The following is a 16,802-nucleotide window of genomic DNA, read 5'->3' as shown; positions in this document are numbered from 1 at the left end:
GCTCTCCGGTGCGTGGTGTGCGGGGGACGGGGTGCCTGCGGTGGAGTCATTGGACGGTCAGCATCTGGTACAGCGCGGGGAAGACGATCAGCACCGTCATCAGCAGGGTGAGGGCGGAGCCGGGGGCGACCATCCGTTCGCTGTCGGTGTTGGCCTTGGCGAGTTCCTCGGAGAGCAGTTCGCCGCGCAGGCTCTTGGCGCGGGCCCGCAGCGTGTCGTACACGGCGGCGCCGTCGACGCCGGAGATCCGCATGATGTCGGCGACGTCCTGGAGCGGGGTGAGGCCCAACTCCTGGGCGAGGGCGTCGAGTCCGTCCCAGGGCGGGAGCCGGTCGGTGGCGGCGCGCTCCAGGGCGTCGCGGATCCGCCGGAAGACGGTGCCGCGGCCGGCCGAGGCGGCGCGGCGGAGCGCTTCGGCGGGCCCGCAGTCGGCGGCGCGTTCCAGGGCGACGAGTTCCAGGTAGGCGGCGATGCCGTGCAGGTACTCGGTGCGCGCCTCCTTGGCCTCGCCGCCGACGATGCCGTCGGGGACGAACCAGAGCAGCGCGCCGAGCAGCGGCCCGACCAGGACCGGGACGGCCACCGGCAGGCCGTCGCCGAACAGGGCGGCGAGCGCGGCGAAGTAGCCGGGCAGGGCGAGGCCGAGGACGGCGAACAGCACCTTGTGGGCCATGAACCGGGCGGGGCTGCGGCCGATCAGGGCGAGTTCCTGGTGCGGGATGCGCACGCCGGGCAGCCGCAGCGAGCGTTCGCCGACCCGGTCGTACCAGGGGTGGGCGGGGTCGTCGTCGGCGCCCCGGTGCGGTTCCGGGGTGCGGTGCAGCCGGTCCAGGGCCTGGCCCAGGTCCGGTGGGCGGGCCGGAGTTCGGCGAGCAGCAGGGCGAGGCCGCCGGCCGCGGCGGCGCCCGCGAGCACGGCCCAGGGGGAGATCATCGGGCCTCCTTGACCAGCGGGTCGGTGTCGTCGCCGGCGGTCTCGGCGGCGTCGCCGGTGCGCTGTCCGGGCATCCGGCCGGCCTTGGAGCGCCGGTCCTGTTCGAGGATCCGGGGCAGCGGGGTGTACGAGGCCAGCGAGCGCATCCACGCGATCACCAGGACGAACGCCACCGCGACGACGCCGAGCACGAGTTGGCCGATGCCGGTGGTGTAGGGCTCGGTGTAGCGGGAGTTGAAGGAGCCGGCCACGACGACCAGCAGGATGATGCCGACCATCCAGCGGATCGTGGTGCGGTGCTTGGCGCGGTCGGCCTCGATGGTGCGGCGCTGGCGGACCTCCTCGCGGACCGACTCGGCCATGTCGGCGAGCGCCCGGGCCAGGCCGGGGCCGCTGTCGCCGGCCCGCAGCAGCAGCGCGGCGAGCACCTTGTCGGCGGTGGAGTCGGCGAGTTGGTCGGCGAAGGCGCGCAGCGCGTCCTCGGGCCGCCAGCGGGCCTGCAGGCGGGCGGCGAGGTCGGCGATCTCGGTCTCCAGGGCGGCGGGCGCGGTGCGGCGGCTGGTGACGATGGCCTGGTTGAGGCCGACGCCGAGCAGCAGCACGTCGGCGAGGCGCTGGGTCCACTCGGCGAGTGCCTCCAGGCGTTCGATCCGGCGGGTGTCGGAGCGGGTGGCGTCGAACAGCCAGGGCAGGCCGAACACGGCGGCGGGCACCAGCAGGGCGACCAGCGGGATGCCGGTGAACAGCCAGCCGGCCGGGCCGCCGAGCAGCGCCAGGGCGAGCTGGACGCGGCGCAGCCGGGCGATGCCGGGCGAGGCGGTGCCGGGCGAGCCGTACCAGAGGGTGTGCAGCCGCCCTTCGAGCGGGTTGGCCCGCTCCTCGGGGTCGGCGGCCCGGCCGCGCAGGCCGGCGGCGAGGGCCACCAGTCCGGCGGCGGTGGCGAGTCCGCACAGGACGTAAAGGAGCATCAGCGCATCCCCCCGATCCGCAGGTTCAGCGGCGCGCCCCAGGTCCCGTACGGGGAGGCGAGCAGGCCCGCGTCGAAGCCGGCCCGGCGCAGGTCGTCCAGGCAGTGCGGCGGGGTGACGGGGACGGCCCGCACCTCGCCGAGTTCCGGGCGGGGCCCGAAGACGGTGTTCATGGCGGGGCGCCCGGACTCGCCGAGGCCGGCCACTTCGAGCACGTGCGAGACGAACCGGTGGCGGCGGCCGCCGACGGCGGTCTCGTCGACCATGGTGACGTGCACGACGAAGTCGATGGCGTTGGCGGTGAGCCGGTACGCCAGCGAGTCGGTCATGTGGGAGCCGTACTCCAGGCAGAGTTCGGCGATCCGGTCGACCACCATGTGCGGGCCGCGGGCGTGCAGGGTGCACATGGAGCCGCCCTCGCCGTTGGTCATGACGCGCAGCATCGGCACCACCTCGCCGGAGCGGACCTCGCCGACGATGATCCGGGACAGCGTCATGCGCAGGGCGGCGGGGATGAGTTCACCGATCGTCAGTTCGCCGGCGGGGCGGCCGTCGACGCGTTCGCCGTTGCCCTCGCGGGCCTCCATCGGGACGACCTGGCGGAGGTGGCCGAGGGTGTGCAGCCACAGTTCGAACTCGGACTCCAGGGTGCCGATCCGCTCGTCCGGGGGGATCTCGGCGGCCATCGCGCGCAGCAGGCTGGTCTTGCCGACGCCCTGGGTGCCGGTGATCATCACGTTCTTCCGGGCCCGGATCGCGGCGGCCAGGAACGCGGCCAGGGTGGTGTCCACGGTGCCGAGCTGGACCAGGTCGCGCAGGGTCGCGCTGGCCACCCGGTGGCGGCGGATCGCCACGTAGGGGCGCGGGGTGACCTCGGTCATCGCCTGCAGGCGCATGCCGCCCTCCAGGCGCAGCGCGAGCATCGGGCTGGCGGTGGACAGGCTGCGTTCGCCGCCGCCGTGCTGGCGGGCCAGGTCCTGGAGGAGTTCGATCAGCTCCTCGTCGGTGTCGGCGACCGGCGGGACCTGGCGCAGAGGCTGGTGGACGCGGGAGATCCAGACGTCGTCGCAGCCGTTGATCAGGATGTTCTCGATCTCCGGGTCGTCCAGGTAGGGCTGGAGCCGGCCGGCCCGGAACAGCAGGTCGTAGACGGCTTCGGAGAGCGCCCGGTCCTGGTCGCGGGTGGGCGGGATGCCGTGGGTCTGCGCGTAGGCGTCGGACCAGCGGGCGACCGCCTCCTCGATCAGGGCGCGGCCGCGCTGGCGGCGGGTGGCCCGGTCGGCCTCGGTGCCGGAGGCCTCGTTCAGCCGGGACAGCTGCTGGTGCAGTTCGGCGGCGACCTGCCGCTTCAGCTCGCGGGCGACCTGCGGGTCGACGGCGGGCACCGCCCCGGCGGCGGCGAGCGCGGGCACGCCGGCCACCGGCCCGGGGGGCGGGACGGGCCCGGCGGGCATCGGCGCGGGCACCGCGGGCCGGGCCCACGGCAGGCCGGCGGCGTCGGCCGAACCTCCGTACCCGGCGGGTCCGTTGACGGTCTGTCCGGGGTGCTGGGGCGGCGGCCCCTGGTAGGGGTTAGCGCGCACGGTGCACCTCCCCCTGGCCGTCCTCGGGTCCGCCGTCCTGGCCGGGGAACGGCGCGGGCGCGGGCTGCTGCGGCACCACGGGCGGCGCGATGTACGGCGCGGTGTACGAGATCTGCGGCGGCTCCACCCGGATCGGCCACTCGCCGGTGAACTGCCCGGCCGGCTGCGGCGGCTGGTGGGCCTGCGGGGCTGCTGGTGCGGCGGGGCGGGCCGGCCGCCCTGCACCGGTCCGGCCGCGAACGGCGGCTGGACGAGCGGCGGCGGGGCGAACGGGGCGGCGGGCGGCGGGTTCTGGGGGTGCGTCATCCGGGGGTGCGTCATCTGCTGGGGCTGGACGGGCTGGTGCGGGGCCGCGGGCGGCTGGCCGAACGGCTGCGGCTGGAGCGGCTGCGGCTGGACGGGCCGGGGCTGGGCCAACGGCTGCGGCTGGGGCTGGGGCTGCGGGTACTGCGGCTGGAGGGGCGGCTGCGCGGCCGGCGCCTGGTACGGCAGCGGCTGCGGCTGGGGGTGCGGCGCCTGCTGGGGCTGCGGGCCGAGCCGCCGGCGGCGGGCCTCGGCGACGTGCTGGATGCGGTCGGCGGTGGTGCGGGCGGTGCGCATCAGTTCGGAGCGGATGAACCGCCGGTCGGTGGTGTCGCCGCCGTCGGACAGCACCCGGGCGGTGCGCGGCGCGTGCGCGAGGGTGCCGACCAGCGGCAGCTGGAACTGCCGGGACACCTCGTGGTCGGGGTAGGGGCCTTCGGCGACCAGCAGCAGGTGCAGGCTGTCGGAGCCGGTGCCGTGGGTGTCGAGGTCCTCGCGCAGCGCGGCCAGCCGGGGCCGGGCGGCGGAGAGTCCGCGCAGCGTGGTGCGGACGGTCGCGGCGACCACGTCGGCGCGCCGGGCGAGCACGGCCATCGGGCCGTTGGCGCCGGAGCGGCCGAGGTCGAGGATCACGTCGTAGCCCTCGGGTTCGAGCGCGCGCAGCGCCTCCACCAGCGGCTCCCAGGTGTAGGCGAGCCCGGGGGCCTGGGAGGGATCGGTGAGGCCGGGCAGCAGCAGGCGTTCGCCGGTGCCCTGCGGGGAGACGTCGAGGAGTTGCTCCCAGAGGGTCTGGGCGAGCAGTCCGCGCCGGTCGGCGACGGCCAGGTTGCGCAGTCCGTACACCGCGTCGACGCGGCCTTCGAGGGCGCCGGCCAGGATCGCGCCGCCGTCCGGGTCGCACTCGGCGAGCAGCACGCGGCGGCCCGGGCGCAGCGGCCAGGACAGCAGCAGTGCGAGGGCACTGCTGGTGGCCCCGGGCGCCCCGGCCCGCCGAGCACGGCCACCACGGTCATCAGGAGCCCCCGGCGTTTCGGGGTGCGAGGATCACCTGGAACTTGCCGCCGGCGACCCAGGCGGCCAGCCGGGGGCCGTCGTTGGGGCCGACGGCGACGTCGATGACGGTGGTGCCGTCGGTGTCGGCGCGGCCGACGCCGGAGACGGTGGCGGCCATGGTGTCGGGGGTGCGGGTGGCGCCGTCGGCCTTGGTGCTGTCGGGGGTGTAGACGATCAGCACCTGGAGGCCGGGCTGGAGCCGGGTGGCGGGCAGTTGGGAGCGCTTGGCGGCGACGCCGACGATCTGCTGGCCGGGCTGGGTGGCCGGGTCGCTGGTGAGGTCGGACTTGACCAGCAGCGCGCCGCGCTTGAGGTCGGTGGTGGCGCGCAGTCCGACGGTGTGTTCGAGGTCGCGGGCGTCCAGCGGGTGCAGGGCGGGGTCGCCGGCGATGTGCGCCACCACCAGGTCGTCGGAGCTGAGCACCTGGCCCATCGGCACGTCGCGGGCCAGCGCCAGGACGGCGATCCGCTGGCCGCTGCTGTTGTACAGCACCGCGCCGCCGAGGCCGCCGGCGGCGATCAGGGCGGCGGCCATCGCCAGCACGGCGGGCCGGCGCCGGCGGACGCCGAGGCGGCGCGGCGGGGTCGGCATGCTTCGGTTCTCCACCGCTTCGCGGCCTCTCACTCGTGATGGGACGTCAATGCTGGTTCGGCGCCAAGGCGCCGGTCAGTTCAGCACCTGCACCTCGTTGACCGGGATGCGCAGCACCGGGTCGGCGAGGTCGGTGCGCCAGGTGAAGTCCGCCATGTCGATGTCGACGTTGGTCGAGGTCCTGGCGGTCACCCGCCACAGCAGGCTGACCCGCACGGTGAAGGCGTGGTCGGCCATCTGCGCGGAGGTGGCGGTGAAGGTGTGGCTGCAACTGGGCGTGCCGCCGGGGGTGAACGGGGTGCCGGCGTCCTCGCAGACCACGTCGCGGGTGCGGTTCCCGCCGGCCGGGCCGTCGTCGAGGTGCCAGATGACCTGCTTCAGCGTCACGGTGGTGGTGACGTCGTAGTCGGGGGCCTTGACCTGGCCGCTGAGCGGGCCGGTGAAGTCGGCGGGGTCGAACCAGAGCCACACCGGGGAGCCGACCACCGCGTCGGTGCTCGGGGCGACGTGCAGGGTGCGCAGGCCGATCTTGATCTTGCCGAGGGCGTCGAAGGCGCGCCGCCGGGGGGTCTTGGGCGGCGGGCTGCCGGGGGCTTTGGCGAGGAACACCGAGCCGGGCGCCTCGTTGCCGAGGCAGGCCCGGTCGTAGATCGCGCCGTCCTTGGCGGTCTTCCCGTCCCAGACGTCCTCGGACTCCAGCGGCTGCGGGTCGGCGAGCCGGTAGTAGCAGCCCTCGGAGAACCAGCCGAGGTCGTCGCGCCAGCACGGCACCTGCTCGCCGTTCCAGGCGCAGGTGTCGGAGCCGGAGTCGCCGCCGCCGGAGCCGCCGCCGGTCGGCGCGCCGGTGCTGCCGGGGTCGTGGACGCCGGTGCAGATGGTGTGGTCGGCGCACTCCGTCACGTCGTCGGCGCTCGCCGCGGGAACGGCCGCGACCGTCAATCCGATTCCGGTCAGTACACAGAGGGCAGCGCGCCAGGCGGAGTTCAGCATGTCTTGGCCACCTCGGGGGTGAAGTCGGCGATCAGCCAGCGGTTTCCGTATTTCTTCAGCTGGGCGGTCGCCGGATAGCGCGACAGCCGCGGTTTCGGATCCTTGACCTGCTTGGTGGCGGCGTCCGCCTGGTGCCAGCCGGTGACGTCGAGGCAGTCCTCGATCGTCGCGGTGGGCGGGTTCGCCTTCAGGTCGAGGTTTCTGACGACGGGTGAGGTCTTCGGTGCGCCGGTCATGACGAGCTTGGCGTCGTGCAGTTTCGCGAGCGAGAGCAGCGCCTCGCTGAGGGCCGGGCCGGTGGCGTACTGGCCGAGCGCCGTTCCGTCCGAATTCGATCGCTCGAACACCTCGGTGCGGACGTCCCACCAGGACTGATAGGCCGTCACCGCGTTGTGCGCCTCGATGCCCTGGGCACCCTGGTCGGGGACGGCGGAGCGGTCGGCGCCGGTGCTCGGGCCGGCGGAGGAGGTGGCCCGGGCAGGCCGGAGGCGGGGGTGCCGAGGCGGTCGGCGGAGCCCTTTTCGGTGCTTCCACAGGCCGTCAGAACCGTGAGCAGGAAAGGCAGGAGCAGCCCGCTGATCCCAACCGCCCCAGGGCGCACCAGAATTCCGCGCTGCCGCATAGCCCCACCTTGTCGCGGCCGAACCTGTGGCGGGTCCGGACCGCGGATCTCGTCTGCCGTCCCCTGTGGTGATTCCGGGTCGTTCGAAGGTCGATTCTTCGCCAGCCCGCCCCGGCACGGCAACACCCGGGACGTCCTGACCTTACGCGGAAGGCGGATCCGTTGGGGCGCTTTCTCGCCACAGAACAGCCAAAAGTTCATCGGAAAGCGGCAGTCCGGCGAGCGCCCCGCGCACGGCCGCCCGATTGCGCATCAGGAGTCGTCCTCCGTCACGCGGCACCAGCAACCGGGCCTCGCCGGCCGACGCCGGTTCGCCCCAGCCGAGTTGGGCCTCGACGGCGGGCTGGAGGTCGAGCGGGCCGACCGCGGCGGGCGCGCCGGGCACGCCGTGCTCCAGCACTCGGCCGAGCGCCCAGCTGAACGAGCCCTCCGCGCCCGGCAGGACGCCGTCGCGCCCCCGCCGGCCGGCGCTCCACCGGCCGATCCGGCCCCACAGCGGCACCCGGGAGTGGCCGAGCAGTTCGCCCGCGCCGTCCTCGCGCAGCAGCGCCGCCCAGGTGTCGCGGTCGGCGACCGCGTCGACGATCAGCAGGGTCTCCTCCTGCTCGCCGTGCACCATGGCGCTGGTGATCCAGTCCCAGGCGAGCCCGCGCCGGTAGGCGTTCTCCGGGGTGGAGCCGGCGGTGACCAGCGCGACCCGGCGGCCGCGCGGGTCGGCGACCAGTTGGCCGAGCAGGCACACCACCAGCCAGCGGGCCGGGCGCTGGGCGGCCTGGCGCAGCGCGGTGAGCAGGGTGTTGGCGTCGCCGTCGGCGGGCGGCACGGAGACGTTGCTGCCGCGGGTGCCGGCGTCGAAGGTGCGGCCGGGGAGGGCGGCGGCCAGGGTGCGGGCGCCGTCGGCGGCGCGGGCCGAGCCGCCGTGGCCGCGTTCGGGGCCGCCGTCCGCGCCGATCACCACCAGTTCGATGCCACCGCTCACCTGTACCGCCCCCTCGCCTGCCGTGCCGCGTCCGGCCTCCCGTGGGGCGGCCGGAGGCCAAGGTATCGCCGAGCGGTGTCGGCGCGGGCCGAATTGGGTCCGATGAGCCCCAGCTCAGGGACCATGGGCCCTGTTCCCCGGGGGTGCGGGCGCGGCAGCATCGACCCTATGGACCGTGACGACCGGGTGGAGACCCTCAGCGAGGCCGAGTGCCTGCGCCTGCTCGGCGCCGTGCCGTTGGGGCGCGTGGTGTACACCGAGCACGCGCTGCCGGCGGTGCTGCCGGTGGCCTTCCGGCTGGCCGCGGACGGCCGGCTGATCCTGGCGCTGCGCACCGGCACCCGGGTGGCGCGGGCGCTGGACGGGACGGTGGCGGCGTTCCAGGTGGACGACTTCGACCCGGCGGGCCGCTGCGGCTGGAGCGTGCTGGTGCACGGCCGCGCCGAGGTGGTGCGGGACGCCGACGAGCGCGCCTCGCTGGAGTCGGACGGCCTGCGCCCGTGGATCCCCGAGCCGGGCCCGGAGTACGTGGCGATCACCCCGGAACTGGTCTCCGGCCGCCGGCTGCTGCCCGACCCGGCGCTCTGACCGCGCTCTTCCCCCACTGACAGGTGACCGGCGAGTAGGCATACTCTGCGGGGCGGCCCGCCCGGGCCGTCCCTGCCCCGTCGCACCCCGTGGAGCGCACCGTGACGACCTTCGCCTCGCTCGCCGACCTGACCGCCGCCGTCGGCACCGAACTCGGCACCAGCGAGTGGCACACCGTCGACCAGGAGCGGGTGAACCTGTTCGCGGAGGCGACCGGCGACCACCAGTGGATCCACGTCGACCCGGAGCGCGCCAAGGACTCGCCGTTCGGCGGGACGATCGCGCACGGCTACCTGACGCTGTCGCTGCTGCCGGTGCTGGCGAAGGAGTGCTACGGCGTGGAGGGCATCGCGATGGCCCTCAACTACGGCTCGGACAAGGTCCGTTTCCCGGCCCCGCTGCCGGTGGGCACGGCGGTCCGGGCGACGGCGGTACTGGTGTCGGCGGACGAGGTGCCGGGCGGCGTGCAGGCGGTGGTCCGGTTCACCATCTCCAGCGAGGCCTCCCCGAAGCCGCACTGCGTCGCGGAGACCATCACCCGCTTCTACCCGGCGTGACCTGCGCCTTTCCTCCGCTCCTCCGACGGACCGTCCCGCATCCCGGGGCGGTCCGTTCGCGTTGCTCCGATCGGCGCGCCGAAGGCCCGATCGGCTGGTTTCGCACGTTTGGAAAGGTAATGTCCTGGTTCGAGAAGCGTCGTCCGCTCCGGGGTCCCCCGGCCGTCCGGGCGGCGCCGTCCGGCCTGCCGTCCGACCGTGCGGGGCGCAACCGCGTTCCGCCGCCGCGGCACGCCGCCGTTCGGGTGTTCTACCGTGGAGGTGCCTTGTCCCGCCCCGTCTCCTGGCTGTTCCGCGCCGGTGAACTGGCCGCCGAGGCCGGGCTCGCGCTGCGCGACGCGAAGCGCTCGTACCGGACGCTGCCGCGGGAGAGCTGGCACCGGATGCGCACCGACGCGTTCGGCGCCGACCCGCGCGGCGGCCGCCTGCACCGGGTCCGCAACTCGCCGCACTTCGTGGACGGCTCGTTCCGCAACCCGGTGCCGACCCGCCGGCTGGCGTACGGGCACACCCCGCTGGCGCTGATGCGCACCAGGCTGACGTCCGATCAGGGCCGCCGCTCCCCCTCCGCCGCGGTGCCGGTGCACCGGCTGCTGCCGGCCGACCTGTCCGAGCCGCCCGCGTCCGGGCTGCGGCTGACCTGGCTGGGCCACGCCACCGTGCTGGCCGAACTGGACGGCGTGCGGGTGCTGTTCGACCCGGTGTGGAGCGAGCGCGTCTCGCCGTTCGACTGGATCGGCCCGAAGCGCCTGCACCCGGTGCCGCTGCCGCTGTCCGAACTCGGGCCGGTGGACGTGGTGGTGATCTCGCACGACCACTACGACCACCTGGACATGGCGACCGTCCGCGCGCTGGCCGCCGGTGACGCGGTGTTCGCGGTGCCGCTCGGCATCGGCGCGCACCTGGAGCACTGGGGCGTCTCGCCGCGCCGCATCGTCGACCTGGACTGGTGGGAGTCGGTCGAGCTGGACGGCCTGCGGCTGACGGCCACCCCGGCCCGCCACTACTGCTCGCGCGGCCCGCGCCCCAGCGGCAAGTTCCTCTGGTCCTCGTGGGTGGTGGAGGGCAAGCGGCACCGGCTGTTCCACAGCGGCGACACCGGCTGGTTCCCGGGCTTCGCCGACATCGGCGAACGCTTCGGGCCGTTCGACGCCACCCTGATGCAGGTCGGCGCGTACTCGGAGCACTGGCCGGAGGTCCACCTGACGCCGGAGGAGGCGGTGCAGGCGCACCGCGACCTCGGCGGGAAGCTGCTGGTGCCGATCCACTGGGGCACCTTCGACCTCGCCCCGCACCCGTGGGAGGAGCCCGCCGAGCGCACCGTGGCCGCCGCGCACGCGGCCGGCGTCACGGTGGCCGTGCCCCGCCCCGGCAAGCCCTTCGAGCCCGCCGACCCGCCGCCGGTCAAACTCTGGTGGCGCGCCGTCGCCGCCGCCCCGTCCGGCGCCGACCTGCTCGTCCCGGACGGCCTCGCCCCCGGCGTCCCCGACTCCCCGGCCGCCCTCACCGCGCCCCGCGCCCGGACGCCCCGCTGGCCGCCGCCAGGCCGGCCCGCCCGCCGAGCCCGCCGCCGGCCCGGCCGCCACGGGCAGGCCCCGGGCCACCAGGTCCGCCGCCGGCCGCCGCGGTTCCGCGAAGCCCGCCCCGGCCGCCGAGCCCGAACAGTCCCCCGGCCCGGACGGCGAGGTCCCCCTGTTCTGACCCCCGCCGGCGGCAGCAGTCGACTCACGTGACCGGTTCCACATCCGGGCCGTGCTGGAACGTGTTCTAGCATGAGCCGCGTGACCGATTCCGCTGTCTCCCTCCCCTCGCCGTCCGTGCCTGGAGTGCCCTCCTTCGCCGAACTGCTCGGCATCGAGGAGCTGGACGAGAACCTGTTCCGGGGGTGCTGCCACGCGGGTGCGCCGCTGCGGGCGTTCGGCGGGCAGGTGGCGGCGCAGGCGCTGACCGCGGCGGGCCGGACGGTGGAGTCGGCGCGGGCGGTGCACAGCCTGCACGGGTACTTCCTGCGGCCGGGCGATCCCCGCCGGCCGATCGTCTACCAGGTGGACCGGGCCCGGGACGGGGCCTCGTACGCGACCCGGCGGGTGACGGCCGTTCAGCGCGGCGAGGTGATCTTCACCATGTCGGCCTCGTTCAAGCGCCCGGAGTCCTCGGGCGACCGCCAGCGCACCATGCCGCCGGTGCCCGGCCCGGAGGAGCTGCCGGACCCGTACCGGGCGTGGCAGCGGGACGCGCCGGAGGAGTACGAGCGCTCGGCGATCTTCCGGGCCCTGGAGATGCGTTTCGTGCCGGCCGACGCCCCCGGCCTGCCGCCCGAACTGCCGGGCGTGCCGCAGCAGTTCGTCTGGCTGCGGACGGCCGCCCCGCTGCCGGGGGACGATCCGCTGCTGCAGGTGTGCGCGCTCACCTACCTGTCGGACCTGACGCTGGCCTCGACCACGGCGCTGCACCTCCAGCCGCACCGGGTGCACCGGGTGGCGGAGCCGCGGGTGGCGCTGGCCTCGCTGGACCACGCGATGTGGTTCCACCGGCCGTTCCGCGCCGACGAGTGGCTGCTGTTCGCACAGCGCAGCCCCTCGGCGTCGGACGGGCGGGGCCTGGCGATGGGCGAGTTCTACGACCGGGACGGGGTGCTGGTGGCGTCCGCGGTGCAGGAGACGCTGCTGCGCGAGCTGCGGCCGAAGGCCCCGAACTCGCCCTGAGGGCACGGGCCGGCGGGCACCGTCACTGAGCGGTGACCTGTCGCGTCATACCGCGGCGAGGGGCCGCCCCGTATCATGGATCGGGTGACCAAGGTTGACCTGTCACCTCGTCCGGTGGAGGCGATGTCCCCCCGTCAGCTCGAACGCCGCGGCTCCCTCCTGTCCGCCGCCCTGGCACTGGTGACCGAGATCGGCGTGGAACGCCTCCAGATGAAACAGGTGTCGGAGCGTTCGGGCGTGGCGCTCGGCACCGCCTACCGGTACTTCTCCTCCAAGGACCACCTGCTGGCCGCGGCGATGGCGGACTGGCACCGGCTGCTGCTCGCCGACCTGGTCGGCGAGGTGGGGGCGGGGCGCAGCGCCTCGCCGACCGAGCGGGCGGTGCGGTTCGTGCGCCGGGGGATGCGGGCGTACCAGCGGCAGCCCGAACTGGCCCGGCTGCGGGTGGCGGTGGCGACGTCCACCGACCCGTTCGCCAGTGAGGCGCTCCAGGGGCTGGCCCGGGCGGACCGGGCGGCGCTGGGCGCGGTGCTGCCGGAGGTCGCGCCGGCCTCCGGGGAGCTGGTGCGGCACATGGTGGGGCACGCCTGGCAGGGCGAGTTGACGGCCTGGGTGACCGGCCGGTCCACGCTGGACGACGCCCGCACCCGGCTGGAGGAGATGGTCCGGCTGGTGCTGGCCCCGTACGAGCCGCCGCCGGTGCCGGCGGCCTGAGTCGCGGCCCCGGGGTGCGGTGCTCTCGGCGTGCCGCGCCCCTCGGGGCTGCCGTTTGTGGACATAGTGCCTGATATGTCCACACCTACGGAGCCTTTGTCGGATCGTCAGCCCTCGCCGCCGGGCGCCCACCCGCTGGACCGGGTGGTGTTCGGGGTCGGCGCGGCCGCGGTGCTGGCGGTGATCGCCTGGGGCGTGTTCGCCCAGGATTCGCTGAGCCGCACCTCGGACACCGCGCTGTCCTGGGTGCTGCACTCCTTCGGCTGGCTGTTCGTGGTCGCGGCGGACGTGTTCCTGGTGCTGGCCGTGGTGATCGCGGTGAGCCGCTTCGGCCGGGTGCCGCTGGGCCGGGACGGCGAGCAGCCGGAGTTCTCCACGCTGGCCTGGGTGGCGATGATGTTCAGCGCCGGCATGGGCATCGGCCTGCTGTTCTACGGCGTCGGCGAGCCGCTGCAGCTGTACGCGCAGCCGCAGCCGGGTTCGGACCTGACCCCGCAGACCGCGGCGGCGGCGCAGCAGGCGCTGGAGTTCTCGCTGTTCCACTGGACGCTGCACCCGTGGGCGATCTACGCGGTCGGCGGCCTGGCGCTGGCGTACACCACCTTCCGCAAGGGCCGGGGCAACCGGATGTCGGAGGCGTTCGTGCCGCTGCTGGGCGAGCGCCGGGCGCACGGCTGGGCGGGCCGGGTGATCGACCTGCTGGCGGTGTTCGCCACCGTGTTCGGCTCGGCGACCAGCCTGGGCCTGGGCGCGATCCAGGTGGCCGGCGGTCTGGGCTACGTGACGGACGTCCGGGCCACCCAGGGCGTCGAACTGGTCGTCATCGCGGCGCTCGGCGGGGCGTTCGTGCTGTCCGCGATGTCCGGCGTGCACCGGGGGGTGAAATGGCTGTCCACCGCCAGCGTGCTGCTGGCGGCGGCGCTGATGGTGTTCGTGTTCGTGGTCGGCCCGACGGTGTTCGTGCTGGACGCGCTGCCGTCCACGGCCGGCGGCTACCTGTCGGACCTGGCCGTGCTGGCCACCCAGACCGGGGCGTTCACCAACGAGGACTGGCTGGGCTCCTGGACGATCTTCTACTGGGCGTGGTGGCTGTCCTGGGCGCCGTTCGTCGGCACCTTCATCGCCCGGATCTCCCGCGGCCGGACGGTGCGTCAGTTCCTGGTCGGGGTGCTGCTGGTGCCGAGCGGCGCGACCACGGTGTGGTTCGTGGTGATGGGCGCCTCGGCGATCCGGCTCCAGTCCACCGGCGCGGCCGACCTGGTGGCGACCATCCCGCGGGGCGCGGACGCCGGGCTGTTCGAGATGCTCAAGGCGCTGCCGCTGGGCTCGGTGACCAGCGTGGTGGCGGTGGTGCTGGTGATGCTGTACTTCATCACCTCCGCCGACTCGGCCTCGCTGGTGCTCGGTTCGCTCTCCTCGGGCGGCTCGCTGCACCCGCGCACCTGGCTGGTGGTGCTGTGGGGCGCGCTGATGGCGGCGGTGGCGGCGGCCCTGCTGCTCGCGGGCGGGCTGACGGCCCTGCAGAACGCGACCATCCTGGTGGCGCTGCCGTTCGTGGTGGTGATGCTCGCGCTCTGCCTGTCGCTGCTGCGCGAACTGCGCACCGACCCGGCGGCCGGCCCGCCGCGCCTGCACCCCGCCCACGGCCTGCGCGACGCCGTCGGCACCAGCGTCGGCGAGGAATACCCCGGCCGGTCTCGCCCGCAGGAGTGAACCGGCCCCGCCGCCGTCCCGGGCGTGCCTGCCCGTGGGCCCGTGCGGCGTCTGGGCCGGCGGCAACTCGCCTGCCTTTACCAAGAGTTCGTAATGGTCCGGATCTGCTCCGGGCGGTGGCAGGCTGACCCCCGTCGGACTCCACGCCGAGCGGCGGCCGGGCGGCCGTCATCCGCCCGGCCGCCGGGAGCCCCGCCGCCGGCCGCTCGCCCCGGGGCCGGTCCGACGCCCCGTCAGCTCCGCCGCCCCGCCCCGAAGGCCCGCCCCTCATGCGTCCGCTGTGCACCGCCGTCGACCGCGCGCTGCGCCGTCGTCTCGCCGCCGCCACGCTGGCGGCCTGCCTGCTGGGCGCGCTGTCGCCGGAGCTGGCGGGGGTGGTGCGGCACTGCCGGGCGGGCGGGGTGACGGCGCCGGTGGCGATGCTGCTGGCGGCGATGTTCATCGGCGGCTTCGAGACCCGCGCGGCGGACGTCGGGCGGGCGCTGCTGCGGCCCGGGCTGCTGCTGGCCGGGCTCGGCATCGCGCTGGTGCTGCGGGCGGTGGTGCTGCTGGGCGCGGAGCGGGCGGCCGCCGGGTGCTGGCCGGACGGGCGGGAGGCGCCCTGGCTGGTGGTGGGGCTGGCGCTGACGGCGGCGATGCCGGTCGCGGGCGCCGCCCAGACCTGGGGGGCCAGGGCGGGCGGCGACGCCCCGCTCGGGCTGGGGCTGGTGCTCACCACGACGCTGCTCAGCCCGCTCACCACTCCGCTCGGCCTGGCCCTGGCCGAGGAGCCGGAGAGCGGCGGCCCGCGCCGGGCGCTGGACGCGCTGGCCCGCTCCGACGGCACCTGCCGGTTCATGGCGCTGTGGGTGGTGCTGCCGTGCCTGGCCGGCCTGCTGGCCCGCCGCGCCACCCGCCGCCCGTTCGACGGCCGGCTGCGGGCGGCGCTGCTGCCCCGGCTGCGCCTGGCGGGTCTGCTGAACGCGCTCGCGCTGACCTGGCTGAACGCGGCGGGCGTGGCCCGGGAGATCGAGCTGCGGCCGGAGCCGCGGCTGGTCGCGGTGGCCGCCGCCTGCGGGGGGCTGGTCTGCGCGGGCCCGTTCCTGGCCGGCTGGCTGGCCACCCGCCGCTCCCCCGCCCCGCCGGCGGCCCGCACCACGCTCACCCTCGCCTCGGGGCTGAACAACACCAGCGCGGCGGCGGCGCTGGCCGGCAGCCAGTTCGGCGGCCATCCCGCCGTGCTGCTGCCGATCTTCTTCTACGGCGCGGCCCAGCAGGTGCTGGCGTCCTTCCTCCCGGGCCTGCTCCGCCCGCCCGCGGCCACCGCCCCGACCTGCGGCGATGCGGCTGTGGAGGTTCCGACGCCGAGATCCCGTCGGGATTTCACCCGCGTTTCGTGACCGCGTAACGCCGCCCTGGCAGGCTCCCTGTCATGAACGCCCGCACTGCCGCCGTCGTCGTCCCGGACCTGCGCTTCCCGCTGCCGAAGCGGCACCGACGACTGCTCGCCTGCGCCGCCGTCGCGGCCTCCGTCGCCCTGGGTTCCTTCGGCGTGGGCGCGACCGTGGAGACCGTCCGCCACCAGGGCCCGGCGGTGAGCGCCGCGCAGCGCTGACGCTGCTCCGAACGAGTGGTGGGCCCCCGGGCGCCGTCCGATACTGAGGGTGACCGGCCGGAAGGGAGTCCCGCCATGGAGACCGGCACCGTGCGGTGGTTCGACATCCATCACGCCTACGGCTACATCGCCCCCGACTCGGGCGGCCCCGATGTCGCCGTCTACTACGACTCCGTGCTCGCCCCGGAGGACGACCGCTTCCTGCACCAGGGCCAGCGGGTCCAGTACGACGCCACCGTGCAGGAGTTCCGGCCGGTCGCCGAGCGGGTCCGCCCGCTCACCCCGTGAGCCCTCGCGCCGCCTGCCGGTCGCGGCCCCTGGGCTGGCCCGGGCCGGTCGCGGGGCGGGAGTGCCGGCCGGAGCCGGGGCGGGCTGGAGTTCGGCGCGGGGGGCGTAGCGCGCGGCGGGTGCGCGGAGCAGCCAGTTGCGGCCGGCGGGGGCGGCGAGGCCCATCCGGTGCAGCAGGTCGAGCGCGTCGCGGCGGAACGCGGCCAGGTCGGCGAGGTAGCCGGCGTCCCAGCCGGCGCTCATGCCGTAGTCGTCGGTGATGTCGCCGAGGGTGCCGTCGATCAGGGCGTCGGGGATGAGCACGGCGGGCGGGGCGGTGTCGGTGTCGACCGGGCGGAGGTCCTCGACCAGGCGTTCGGCGAGCAGCAGCGCGGCCTGGGCGAGGGTGCCGGGGCCGGGCAGGGCGAGGTCGGTGAGTTCGTCGGCGGGGTCGAGCAGGGCGATGCCCTCGGCGCGGATCTCGGCGGTCAGGCCGAGCACGTCGGCGAATCGTTCCGTCTCGGCGGGGACGGCGGCGAGCAGGTGGGCGCGTTCGGCGGGCGCGAGGTCGTCGAGCAGGACGACGGGGGTCTCGGCGAGCAGCCGGCGGACCGTCAGTTCGGGTCCGGCGGGCGGCCAGC

At 75.4% G+C, this 16,802-nt stretch carries 17 protein-coding genes and 1 pseudogene; 9 read left to right on the top strand and 9 right to left on the bottom strand.

The window, feature by feature from the left end:
• Window positions 1-46: 46 nt before the first annotated feature.
• From KCH_RS30970 to KCH_RS30940, 8 genes are all read right to left on the bottom strand, one after another.
• A complete protein-coding gene (locus KCH_RS30970; RefSeq protein ID WP_244305502.1) occupies window positions 47-727 on the bottom strand; it encodes a hypothetical protein in 681 nt (226 codons plus the stop codon).
• The gene (locus KCH_RS45270) at window positions 697-933 is read right to left on the bottom strand and encodes a hypothetical protein (RefSeq protein WP_244305501.1); all 237 of its coding nucleotides are present in this window, start codon (window positions 931-933) and stop codon (window positions 697-699) included. Before KCH_RS45270 ends, KCH_RS30970 begins: the two co-directional genes overlap by 31 nt.
• Complete coding sequence (locus KCH_RS30965; RefSeq protein WP_084224020.1) at window positions 930-1,901, bottom strand: type II secretion system F family protein; 972 nt, start codon at window positions 1,899-1,901, stop codon at window positions 930-932. The genes KCH_RS45270 and KCH_RS30965 overlap by 4 nt, the downstream gene beginning before the upstream one ends.
• Entirely contained in the window at window positions 1,901-4,702 is a 2,802-nt protein-coding gene (locus KCH_RS45265; RefSeq protein WP_244305500.1) for a CpaF/VirB11 family protein, read from the bottom strand. Before KCH_RS45265 ends, KCH_RS30965 begins: the two co-directional genes overlap by 1 nt.
• Before the next feature lie 97 nt (window positions 4,703-4,799).
• Window positions 4,800-5,432 carry an SAF domain-containing protein gene (locus tag KCH_RS30955; RefSeq protein ID WP_035868444.1) on the bottom strand — a complete coding sequence of 211 codons (633 nt, stop codon included), beginning with the start codon at window positions 5,430-5,432 and terminating at the stop codon, window positions 4,800-4,802.
• Between the two features lie 75 nt (window positions 5,433-5,507).
• Entirely contained in the window at window positions 5,508-6,422 is a 915-nt protein-coding gene (locus KCH_RS30950) for a hypothetical protein (protein WP_157032266.1), read from the bottom strand.
• Window positions 6,416-6,808 (bottom strand): hypothetical protein, encoded by a 393-nt coding sequence (locus KCH_RS38090; protein WP_051653644.1) that lies wholly within the window; start codon window positions 6,806-6,808, stop codon window positions 6,416-6,418. Before KCH_RS38090 ends, KCH_RS30950 begins: the two co-directional genes overlap by 7 nt.
• 378 nt (window positions 6,809-7,186) lie before the next feature.
• Complete coding sequence (locus KCH_RS30940; protein ID WP_035868437.1) at window positions 7,187-8,023, bottom strand: hypothetical protein; 837 nt, start codon at window positions 8,021-8,023, stop codon at window positions 7,187-7,189.
• 168 nt (window positions 8,024-8,191) lie between these two features.
• Between KCH_RS30940 and KCH_RS30935 the strand changes: the two genes are divergently transcribed.
• The 9 genes from KCH_RS30935 (at window position 8,192) to KCH_RS30895 (ending at window position 16,182) form a co-directional block, all read left to right on the top strand.
• Window positions 8,192-8,611, top strand: a complete 420-nt coding sequence (locus KCH_RS30935) for a pyridoxamine 5'-phosphate oxidase family protein (RefSeq protein ID WP_035868434.1) — start codon at window positions 8,192-8,194, stop codon at window positions 8,609-8,611.
• A 101-nt stretch (window positions 8,612-8,712) separates the two neighbouring features.
• Window positions 8,713-9,168: a MaoC family dehydratase gene (locus KCH_RS30930; protein ID WP_035868432.1), complete on the top strand. Its 456-nt coding sequence runs from the start codon at window positions 8,713-8,715 to the stop codon at window positions 9,166-9,168.
• A 383-nt stretch (window positions 9,169-9,551) separates the two neighbouring features.
• Entirely contained in the window at window positions 9,552-10,901 is a 1,350-nt protein-coding gene (locus KCH_RS30925; protein WP_157032460.1) for an MBL fold metallo-hydrolase, read from the top strand.
• 39 nt (window positions 10,902-10,940) lie between these two features.
• Window positions 10,941-11,873 (top strand): acyl-CoA thioesterase, encoded by a 933-nt coding sequence (locus tag KCH_RS30920; protein ID WP_035868429.1) that lies wholly within the window; start codon window positions 10,941-10,943, stop codon window positions 11,871-11,873.
• Between the two features lie 84 nt (window positions 11,874-11,957).
• On the top strand, window positions 11,958-12,587 hold the full coding sequence (locus KCH_RS30915; RefSeq protein WP_035868426.1) for a TetR/AcrR family transcriptional regulator: 630 nt from the start codon (window positions 11,958-11,960) through the stop codon (window positions 12,585-12,587).
• 75 nt (window positions 12,588-12,662) lie between these two features.
• A complete protein-coding gene (locus KCH_RS30910) occupies window positions 12,663-14,300 on the top strand; it encodes a BCCT family transporter (RefSeq protein ID WP_035868423.1) in 1,638 nt (545 codons plus the stop codon).
• A 269-nt stretch (window positions 14,301-14,569) separates the two neighbouring features.
• Window positions 14,570-15,679 carry a bile acid:sodium symporter gene (locus KCH_RS30905; protein WP_035868420.1) on the top strand — a complete coding sequence of 370 codons (1,110 nt, stop codon included), beginning with the start codon at window positions 14,570-14,572 and terminating at the stop codon, window positions 15,677-15,679.
• A gap of 32 nt (window positions 15,680-15,711) precedes the next feature.
• The gene (locus tag KCH_RS30900) at window positions 15,712-15,894 is read left to right on the top strand and encodes a hypothetical protein (protein WP_035868417.1); all 183 of its coding nucleotides are present in this window, start codon (window positions 15,712-15,714) and stop codon (window positions 15,892-15,894) included.
• Window positions 15,895-15,969: 75 nt separating this feature from the next.
• On the top strand, window positions 15,970-16,182 hold the full coding sequence (locus tag KCH_RS30895; RefSeq protein ID WP_035868414.1) for a cold-shock protein: 213 nt from the start codon (window positions 15,970-15,972) through the stop codon (window positions 16,180-16,182).
• Between the two features lie 159 nt (window positions 16,183-16,341).
• On the opposite strand, the pseudogene KCH_RS47450 reads toward KCH_RS30895, so the two are convergent.
• Window positions 16,342-16,740: pseudogene (locus KCH_RS47450) on the bottom strand (DUF2398 family protein); the annotation flags it as partial.
• Window positions 16,741-16,802: the final 62 nt, after the last annotated feature.

The sequence above is a fragment of the Kitasatospora cheerisanensis KCTC 2395 genome (assembly GCF_000696185.1).
Classification (GTDB): domain Bacteria; phylum Actinomycetota; class Actinomycetes; order Streptomycetales; family Streptomycetaceae; genus Kitasatospora; species Kitasatospora cheerisanensis.
Note: the sequence above shows the minus strand (reverse complement) of the source record. Positions and strands in the feature narration are given on the sequence as shown.

Excerpts from the sequence above, each read along its gene's own strand:
- KCH_RS30895 (WP_035868414.1), top strand. The coding sequence starts at position 15,970 with ATGGAGACCGGCACCGTGCGGTGGTTCGACATCCATCACGCCTACGGC.
- KCH_RS30905 (WP_035868420.1), top strand. The coding sequence starts at position 14,570 with ATGCGTCCGCTGTGCACCGCCGTCGACCGCGCGCTGCGCCGTCGTCTC.
- KCH_RS30950 (WP_157032266.1), bottom strand. The coding sequence starts at position 6,422 with ATGCTGAACTCCGCCTGGCGCGCTGCCCTCTGTGTACTGACCGGAATC.
- KCH_RS30955 (WP_035868444.1), bottom strand. The coding sequence starts at position 5,432 with ATGCCGACCCCGCCGCGCCGCCTCGGCGTCCGCCGGCGCCGGCCCGCC.
- KCH_RS30925 (WP_157032460.1), top strand. The coding sequence starts at position 9,552 with ATGCGCACCGACGCGTTCGGCGCCGACCCGCGCGGCGGCCGCCTGCAC.
- KCH_RS30920 (WP_035868429.1), top strand. The coding sequence starts at position 10,941 with ATGAGCCGCGTGACCGATTCCGCTGTCTCCCTCCCCTCGCCGTCCGTG.
- KCH_RS45270 (WP_244305501.1), bottom strand. The coding sequence starts at position 933 with ATGATCTCCCCCTGGGCCGTGCTCGCGGGCGCCGCCGCGGCCGGCGGC.
- KCH_RS30965 (WP_084224020.1), bottom strand. The coding sequence starts at position 1,901 with ATGCTCCTTTACGTCCTGTGCGGACTCGCCACCGCCGCCGGACTGGTG.
- KCH_RS30900 (WP_035868417.1), top strand. The coding sequence starts at position 15,712 with ATGAACGCCCGCACTGCCGCCGTCGTCGTCCCGGACCTGCGCTTCCCG.
- KCH_RS30910 (WP_035868423.1), top strand. The coding sequence starts at position 12,663 with ATGTCCACACCTACGGAGCCTTTGTCGGATCGTCAGCCCTCGCCGCCG.
- KCH_RS30935 (WP_035868434.1), top strand. The coding sequence starts at position 8,192 with ATGGACCGTGACGACCGGGTGGAGACCCTCAGCGAGGCCGAGTGCCTG.